Origin of the sequence: Synechococcus sp. 65AY6A5 (assembly GCF_002760415.1) — a bacterium.
Classification (GTDB): domain Bacteria; phylum Cyanobacteriota; class Cyanobacteriia; order Thermostichales; family Thermostichaceae; genus Thermostichus.
This window is the reverse complement of sequence record NZ_AXUW01000004.1, coordinates 1-8,129: the sequence shown is the minus strand read 5'-3', so window position 1 is coordinate 8,129 and position 8,129 is coordinate 1. Positions and strand designations below refer to the sequence as shown.

Here is an 8,129-nt window from a genome sequence, read left to right as displayed (position 1 = left end):
GCCAGGGATCCCAACCTTGGAGCAACTCTCATTAGGATGGCCAGTAGCCTTGCTGTCTATCCCTATGTCTGAGCTGGCATTGGCCCTGCTGGGGGCAGCAGTTGCCGTTGCCCTGTTCCTAGGAATTAGACAGGGCCAGGGGCTGTTGCAGCGGTGGGCAGCAACGCAACGTCTGGGTGAGGCTAGGGCACTGGTGGCTGGGGCTTTTGTCCAGCCAGATGGAAGAGCGGTGGGAGTAAGTTGGGGATGAAGCATGGAAGGGAGCAAGGGCTGGAAAAAAGAGCAGTTGGGATTCTTGAAGGGAATGCCCTGGCTGGCTTTGGGACTGGCGCTGGTCTTATTGGTGTGGAATGGGCTTGGCAGCAATGGAGGAGCGATGGCCAGTCCCGGTGAAGGATCCCGAACTTTGACGGTAACCGGCCAGGGATCGGTTGCCGTGGAAACCTCAATTGCGGTGATCCGGCTGGGGGTAGTGATCCAAGGGGATACGGCCCAATCTGTCCAACAGCAGCTGGCTGAGCGTTCGGAGCGGCTGGTGAACCGCCTCAAAGAGCTGCAGGTGAGCGCCCTGCAGACCACCGGCATTTCCCTCTATCCCCAATACGACTACCAGCAGAGCCCACCCCGCCTGAGCGGGGTACAGGGGCAGAACAGCTTGCAATTTGAGGTGCCCATAGCCCGAGCCGGACAAGTGCTGGATGAAGCCGTGGCCGCCGGAGCTACCCAGGTGGAATCAGTCAGCTTCCGGGCCGACGAGGCCACCTTGCTGCAGGCGCGCAGCCGTGCCTTAAGGCAGGCTGTAGAAGATGCCCAACGTCAAGCCAACGATGTGTTGAGGGCCTTGAACCTGAGCAGCCGTTCCGTGGAGCGCATCCAAATTCACAGCGAGGGCTACATCGCGCCGCCAGTTCCTCTGGCAGGCATGGGTGGAGCGGAGTATGCTCGCCTACAGGCAGCCTCCACGCCAGTGGAGGGAGGACAACAAACCGTGCGCGCCCAAGTCACGCTCGAGATTCGTTTCTAGGTTCCTGTGGCGGCCATGAAGTCGCGTCGAACCCTGCCTTCCCTCTCGCTGGGGCAGAGAAGGATTCCCCCTGGGAGAGGGAGGAACGCCTAGAAGCCTCTTCCTCGGGTTGGGAATGACTACGAAACTTCAAAAATCTCAAAAAAATAACCCGGCAAAGTTAGGTAGTGGCTGCCAATCCCTACGTCTAGAATGGCGATGGAAAACCATTGGAAAGTTTGCTTTCCCGGATTTCCTTCTCATCTGGCTTTGGCTTGCCCGTGGATCCCAATTTGGAGAGCGCTGCTGCCACTGGTACGTCTGAAGGCCCTCAGGCAAGCTTGGGCGCTAGCAAAGGCGAAGCCAGCAGCTTGCGGGCCCATGTGCTGATCGTGGATGACAGCTACATGGTGGCGGAAATGCTCTCTAATTTTCTCGGCAAGCAGGGCTGTAGTATTTCCTATGCCCTGGATGGCCTTTCTGCCCTAGAACAAATCCGCCGCCGAACTCCAGATCTCATCATTGCCGACTGGGTCATGCCCGCTCTCGACGGCCTAGAGCTGTGCCGGCAGTTGCGGCAAGCGCCCGAATATGCCTGGGTGTACTACATCCTCATGACCGCCCGCGAGGGCAACGACAACATGGAGCGAGCTTTAGAAGCCGGAGCCGACGAGTTTCTTTCTAAGCCTTTTCAGGCGGCGGAGCTGCTGACGCGGGTGCGGGCAGGGCTGCGCATTGTGGAGAGCCGCCGCCAGCAATATCTGCTCCAGACTGGACAAAAACAAGTCTCATCTCCTTCTGGCTCGGTTGCTTTGGGCAATCGGCAGGATCTGGTTACTCGCCTGCCGTTGCGGGTGGCCCAAGCCCGTGCCCAATTGGATCCCCTCAGTTTGTTTGTGCTGCGCTTGGCCAACCTCGCTGCTCTGGGGCAAGGACTGGAGGCCGGCGGTCGGGCTGCTCTTCTCAAGCTGTTTACGGATCGCTTGGCCCACAATTTGCGAGAGGGGGATGATCTCTTTTGCTACGACGAGGGCCAGTTTATCGTGGTGCTGCCGGGGAGCACTCTGGCCGCTGCCCAGATCGCTGCCGAGCGCTGCTGCCAGCGGTTGATCCAGGATCCCTTTGTGGTGAATGGGCAAGCGCTGCCGGTGCAGCTTCAATTTGGGGCGGCCACGCTCACAGATAAGGACGATCCCAAGGGGGTGGCCCTGTTGCGACGGGCTGCCCAAGCCCTGCGAGACAGCAAAAATGTCCACACCTCGGTGGTGACTGCTCCCCATCCCATCCTCGTTTCCGACCGTGTCAGGGGGACGGAGTCTTCAGAGCTGCTGAAATCTCTGCAACGTCTGGAACAAGAAAATGCCAACCTGCGCCAGGAGTTGGAAACTCACCTCCGGCAGCTCGAAGAGTTGCGGCAACAAAACCAAGAGCTAAGCCAAAGGGTTGGCAGGCTTGGATCTGAAACCTCTGCAGCGGGATCCCGCTCTCAGAGGCCCTTGTGGATCCGCCGGCGGAAACCGCGGCGTCGTCTAAAGCGTCAACTGGGCCGCGGAAAATGGCGACTGCGCCGGTAAGTCCGATCCCCAAAGTTTGCCATCAGGTTGGCTTGAGCAGAATGGGTGGGGGAGAGGTGTAACAGCGATGTTCAATTCTATTCAGGGCCGAGGAGCAGGATCCGCTACCTGGAAGTCAGCAAGAAGGTGGTTTCTCGACAACATCGAGCTGATCCTGACAGCGGTGGGGATAGGCGTAATCCTGCTCAGCGGTTGGGTGGCCAGCCGCAGCGCTCTTTCCGTAGCAATGGCAACGGCAGTCAGCGCCACCGTGGTGGGGGTTATCCACGGCATTCTGTTCTGGCTGTTGCGGCGGCGGCAGCGCCGAGTGCGGCAGGAGGCCATCGGTCAGATTCGCGAAATGCTGGAGGATCTGGGCAAAAACCGGCTGCAAACCATCAAGATGAGCCTGTACATGGTGCAGGCGCGCCAACCAGATCAAGAAGAGCGCACCCGCCAAAGCTTTGACCGCGCCTACCAAATTCTGGGAGAGATCAGCAACTTAATCGATCACATTTCCGAGGAATCCCTGGCCAGTTGGCGGCAGCGCTACCGGCAAACTCTAGATCGCGTGGAGTCGGAATCTCGATAGCCGAGACTCGCAGACAATTTGGAGTTGGGATTGGAGTGGACAGGCGGATTTCGGGAAGCACACAGTTGCTGGGCCTGATCGGGGATCCGGTGGCCCACAGCCTATCCCCGGCGATGCACAACGCCGCTCTGGCGGCCATGGGAGAAGACTACTGCTATGTGCCCTTTCCGGTGGCGGCAGAGCGCTTAGCGGTGGCGGTGGCCGGCCTGGCGGCCATCGGCGTGCGGGGGTTTAATGTCACCATTCCCCACAAGCAGGCGATTCTGCCTTTGCTCAGCCAGGTGGAAGCGCGGGCGGCAGCGGTGGGAGCGGTGAACACGGTCTACGCCCTGCCGGAGGGAGGCTGGGGCGGCACCAACACCGATATCGACGGCTTTGTCCAGCCTTTGCTGGGCCTGGAGAAAGGGATCCCCACCCTGATCCTGGGATCCGGCGGGGCGGCGCGGGCGGCCATCCAGGGCTGTTTGGAGCTGGGGCTGGGGCCAGTGCGGGTGGCCGGGCGATCCCCTGAGAAGTTACGTGCCTTGCAACAGACCTGGCCGCAGGTGGAGACGCTGAGCTGGGCAGAACTGGATCGCCACCTGGCTGAGACGCGGCTTTTGGTCAACACCACCCCCGTGGGCATGCATAAGCCGGGATCCCTTGCTGAGCTGTCTCCCCTCAGCTGGGAGCAACTGCGCCTTCTGCCCGCCGGCGCCACTGTCTATGACTTGGTCTATGTGCCGGATCCCACACCGCTGCTGCGCATGGCTGCTGAGCTGGGCCACACCCCTATTGGCGGCCTGGAAATGTTGATCCACCAGGGGGCCAAAGCCCTCTCCCTCTGGCTGGGGGGCAAGCTCGTGCCGGTAGAGGTGATGCGGCAGGCGGCCCGGCAGCAGTTGGCCCAGATCGGGGATCCCAACTCCTAGTTGTCCTCTTGGCTGAGTCTTGAATTCAAACAGAGCCGTATTTTTTGCTACAAAGATAGGCTCCTCACTCTGTTGAAATCGGTAAACGATCGAGCTTCCTGCAATGTTATTCTCCGCGCTGAGAAGCCCACAGTCGTGCGAGAAGTTTCAGGACAACGGGCTCGAAGTTAAATGAGCTTGATTGAGCTTGTTCGAGCGGGAACAATTGCTTTTGATTTGCCGATCTTTAGAGGAGAAAGAGGATAGGATTGAAGCCATTCTCAGTAGAGGTTGAGAGTGTCGGGAGTGCTGAGGCAACGGTGGAAAAAATACGGGATCCGTTGGCTGGGGGGCGTGCTCGGCGCGCTGATACTCCTGGGATCCGGGATCGCCGCCCAGGCCCAATTCCTCTGGCCCGGCCATTCCGGGTTGCAGGGTAGGGGGGAACAGAGGGGATCCCTCGACGCCTTCTGCCGGCAGCCGCCTGAGGAAGTGGCGCGCAAGGCCCAACTGCGCCAGCGGGCCGCCCAGTCAGATGCCGCCCGAGCTGAATACAACCAAGTTTTGGCAGAACATCGCGCTGCCTTGATCGCCTGCCGTAGCCGCCGTTGGCCGCAAATCCAAGCCATTTGGGTGCGCTTGCATCCCTGCGATGCCAATCCGGGCGTGTTGGATCAGGTGTTTGACCAGGTGGTGAACCTGGGCTACAACCGCGTCTTTATCGAGACGTTTTACGATGGCCGCTCCATTTTGCCAGATGGTGGGGGCGGGATCTGGCCCAGCCTACAGCCCAACGCCGATTTGTTGGATTTGGCCCTCAAGGCGGCGCGACGGCGAGGGCTTTCGGCTTATGCCTGGGTGTTTTCCCTCAATTTTGGCTACAGCTACGGACAGCGACCGGATCGTCAGGCAGTCTTGGCCCGCAACGGCCGTGGCCTCACCACCGTCTTGGATCCGGCAACGGCCCTTCTGGAAGATTTGGGCAGCCCGGATGAGGTGTTTGTGGATCCCTTCCATCCCGTGGCGCGCCGGGATTTTGCCGAGCTGATCCGCCGCATCCTGCAGCGGCAGCCGGATGGGATCCTCTTCGACTACATTCGCTATCCCCGCGGCTCTGGGGGATCCAGCCTGGCAGCCACCGTCCGGGATCTCTGGATCCATGGGGAGGCGGCCCGGCAAGCCTACCTGGATTTGGCAGAAAACGCGGCAGGCCGAGCCTTGCTGGAGCGTTACCTCAGCCAGGGCTACGTGACAGTGGCGGATGTGCTCCACCTGGACGCCACCTATGGCGAAGAGCCCAAGTGGCGTCAGCCAGGGGATCCCAGGCCCAGCGCAAGCGGGGAGCGGCCGCTTTCTCCAGAGCTATGGGACGGGATGGCCCAAGGCAGAGCAGGCGGGAACGAAGATCTACATTCAAGCCTTGCAAACGAGGATTCCCAGCCGTCGGCGAATCCCACCCCCTCTCCGACACCCAGCGCCGCTTTCCGACAGGAGCGCTGGCAGCAGCAGCTCTGGCAGCTCAGCGTCGAGTTTGCCCGCTACGGGATCCTCGATTACCTACGGCAAGCTGCCCAACCGGCCCAAAGCCTTGGGATCCCGAGCGGAGCCGTCTTTTTCCCCGATGGCAATCAGGCGGTGGGAGAAGGGTTTGACGCTCGTCTCCAGCCCTGGGATCGCTTCGATCCCGGCATGGAGTGGCACCCAATGGCCTATGCCAAGTGCGAGGATGGCTCCTGTGTGGCGCAGCAGGTGGAGCAGGTCTTGGCCGTGGCCTCTCCCCAGACCTTTGTCTGCCCGGCCATTGCCGGCCTGTGGGGACAAGCGCAGCGAAAACGCCCCAGCCTGGAAGCCCAAATGGCAGAGCTGGCCCGCCGCTTCCCGCAGTTGCCCTGTGTGAGTCACTTTGCCCTCTCTTGGATCGAGCCGGAGCTGGAACGCAGCCGTCGCACTTGTCAACTCTGATGCCCATCTCAATCTATGAGCGCCGAACAATTCGAGCTGATTAACCGCTTGTTTCAACTCACGTTTCAAATCGGGGATCGCTTGGGATGTGAGTCTTCGGATCCTGCTCAGTTATTGCTGACCAGCCAACCTAGCCTGGAAGCAAGCCATCTATATTTCCCTTCCGATTACGTTTATGAGGCTCTGGATCCCGAAGTGTGGGCCAATCATGTGCTGAGGTGCCAGCTTTAGCCCAGATGGCCGATATTTTGCAACCTTACCTTTTCACCGGTGGCATCTATCGCCAAGACGAGGTTTCGTGGTGGATTTGCGCTTTTTGGATGGCTCAAGAGAGGCTAGGAACCAACGTGCTCTTGCGCGCCCACAGAGTCGAAACTTAGGCAGTTGATCCCCAAGTTCCCTCTCGTATTGAGATGGGGATCGGTGTTACTTAAAATCTACATCGACTCCGGCGCGCTCAGGCCGAGAATGCCGGTAAGCACGTTAAACAAAACCTGTCGCGTGGCCTGCACCAATTGAATGCGGGCTTGAGCCAAGAGGGGATCCTCTTTCAAAAGGGGCAAAATGCGGCAGTTGTCATAAAACTTGTTGAAATCGGCGGCAATCGCCTCGGCATAGCGGATGATCTTGTGGGGGGCGCGCTCTTCGGCAGCGGCGATCAGCTCATCGGGCAGGGCCAACAGGCGCAGCAACAGGGCCCGCTCTTCGGGTTCTTGGTAGGGCAGTTTTTGTTGCTCTGTCAAGGTAACTTTGTTAGTTAGCTCCACTTTTTCTTCTTCCTGAAGCCGCCGCAGCAGGGTACAGCAGCGGGCATGGCTGTAGTGGACATAGACCACCGGGTTGTCGAAAGTTTGCTTGACGGCCAAATCCAAATCGAAGTTGATGGGGCTGTCCATGCTGCTGCTGAGCAAAAACCAGCGGGCCGCATCCACCCCAACGCCAATTTCGGGATCGTCGATGAGATCGTTTAAGGAGACAAAATTGCCGGTGCGCTTGGACATGCGCACTTCGGTTTTCTCGCCGGTTTCCGGGTCGGTTTTGAACAATTTGACAAATTGTCCAATCAGGATCTCCAGCTTGACATCCGGGCTGAAGGCGCCCACCGCCGCATGCAAGCGACCGATATAGCCGTGGTGATCCGAGCCGAGGATGTTGATGAGCCGTTGATAGCCCCGCCGCACTTTGTCGCGGTGGTAGGCAATGTCGGCGGCCAGGTAGGTAAAGGAGCCATCCGCCTTCTGCACCACCCGATCCTTGTCGTCGCCAAACTCTTGGGTTTTGAAATAGACGGCCTCTTCCGCTCCCGGCTTGGGATCCTCACCCCGGGGAGCCTTGGCCCTGTAGAGAAAGCCGCGTTCTTCCAGCTCCTGTAAAGTCTGTTGGATGGCGCTCAGGCCCGTCTCGGGATCCGGGGTGTGCAGGCGGCGTTCGCTGAACCAGTGATCGAACTCGGTGCGCAATTGCTGGAGAGTTTGCTTCTGCCAGGCCAGCATTTCCCCGTAGGCCAAATCAATATATTCCTCCAAGGTGGTGGGCAGAGGGCGGATCCCGGCTTTCACCTGCTCCAAGAGACGTTGGGCCATCTCGATCAAGTAGGTGCCGTGATAGGCATCTTCCGGCAAAGCGATGTCTTCCCCCTGCAGTTGCCGCACCCGCACCTCGAGGGACTGGCCCAGGAGCCGCATTTGGTTGCCGGCATCGTTGATGTAGAACTCCCGCTCCACCTGGTGCCCCGTCCAGCGCAGCAGGTTGGCCAGCGTGGAGCCGACAGCAGCCCAGCGCCCGTGCCCCACGTGCAGGGGCCCCGTCGGGTTGGCGGAGACAAACTCCAGCAGAATGCGCTCGGGATGGGGGGTGGCTGTTTTGCCGAAGTTTTCTCCCAGATGTAGCAGCTCTTGCAAGCGCTTGGCCAAAAAGGGATCCCCTAGCCGGAAGTTGAGATACCCTCCTCCCGCCACCTGAGTTTCGATGTCCGGCAGATCCAGATGGCTCTGCAGGGTTTGGGCAATCTGTGTCGGTGCCATGCGACAGGCTTTGGCCATGCCCAGGGGGGTGGGACAGGCGTAATCGCCGTAGCGAGGGTCGCTGGGGATCTGGATCACGGGGGCAATCGCTGTGGCTTGCTGGGG

8 protein-coding genes are annotated in these 8,129 nt (G+C 59.9%); 7 read left to right on the top strand and 1 reads right to left on the bottom strand.

What is annotated here, in order from left to right; all coding sequences use genetic code 11:
- Positions 1-64 precede the first annotated feature (64 nt).
- The 7 genes from SYN65AY6A5_RS14185 to SYN65AY6A5_RS14180 all read left to right on the top strand — a co-directional run bounded on the left by SYN65AY6A5_RS14185 (position 65) and on the right by SYN65AY6A5_RS14180 (position 6,231).
- On the top strand, positions 65-250 hold the full coding sequence (locus SYN65AY6A5_RS14185; protein WP_041438644.1) for a hypothetical protein: 186 nt from the start codon (positions 65-67) through the stop codon (positions 248-250).
- Between the two features lie 3 nt (positions 251-253).
- Positions 254-1,024: an SIMPL domain-containing protein gene (locus SYN65AY6A5_RS13715; RefSeq protein WP_240531076.1), complete on the top strand. Its 771-nt coding sequence runs from the start codon at positions 254-256 to the stop codon at positions 1,022-1,024.
- A gap of 320 nt (positions 1,025-1,344) precedes the next feature.
- Complete coding sequence (locus tag SYN65AY6A5_RS13710; protein ID WP_240527794.1) at positions 1,345-2,577, top strand: response regulator; 1,233 nt, start codon at positions 1,345-1,347, stop codon at positions 2,575-2,577.
- Between the two features lie 67 nt (positions 2,578-2,644).
- Positions 2,645-3,148 carry a hypothetical protein gene (locus SYN65AY6A5_RS13705; RefSeq protein ID WP_011431503.1) on the top strand — a complete coding sequence of 168 codons (504 nt, stop codon included), beginning with the start codon at positions 2,645-2,647 and terminating at the stop codon, positions 3,146-3,148.
- Positions 3,149-3,183: 35 nt separating this feature from the next.
- Complete coding sequence (locus tag SYN65AY6A5_RS13700) at positions 3,184-4,059, top strand: shikimate dehydrogenase (protein ID WP_011431504.1); 876 nt, start codon at positions 3,184-3,186, stop codon at positions 4,057-4,059.
- A 285-nt stretch (positions 4,060-4,344) separates the two neighbouring features.
- The gene (locus tag SYN65AY6A5_RS13695) at positions 4,345-6,000 is read left to right on the top strand and encodes a hypothetical protein (RefSeq protein WP_240527793.1); all 1,656 of its coding nucleotides are present in this window, start codon (positions 4,345-4,347) and stop codon (positions 5,998-6,000) included.
- 15 nt (positions 6,001-6,015) lie between these two features.
- A complete protein-coding gene (locus SYN65AY6A5_RS14180; RefSeq protein ID WP_011431506.1) occupies positions 6,016-6,231 on the top strand; it encodes a hypothetical protein in 216 nt (71 codons plus the stop codon).
- 206 nt (positions 6,232-6,437) lie between these two features.
- Here the strand turns inward: SYN65AY6A5_RS14180 and argS are convergent.
- A partial coding sequence (gene argS, locus SYN65AY6A5_RS13685) for an arginine--tRNA ligase (RefSeq protein ID WP_099884788.1) occupies positions 6,438-8,129 on the bottom strand: 1,692 nt, incomplete at its 5' end.

What these genes read in the sequence shown, in the direction of transcription:
- SYN65AY6A5_RS14185 (WP_041438644.1), top strand. Translation starts at nt 65, where the DNA reads ATGTCTGAGCTGGCATTGGCCCTGCTGGGGGCAGCAGTTGCCGTTGCC.
- SYN65AY6A5_RS13715 (WP_240531076.1), top strand. Translation starts at nt 254, where the DNA reads ATGGAAGGGAGCAAGGGCTGGAAAAAAGAGCAGTTGGGATTCTTGAAG.
- SYN65AY6A5_RS13705 (WP_011431503.1), top strand. Translation starts at nt 2,645, where the DNA reads ATGTTCAATTCTATTCAGGGCCGAGGAGCAGGATCCGCTACCTGGAAG.
- SYN65AY6A5_RS14180 (WP_011431506.1), top strand. Translation starts at nt 6,016, where the DNA reads ATGAGCGCCGAACAATTCGAGCTGATTAACCGCTTGTTTCAACTCACG.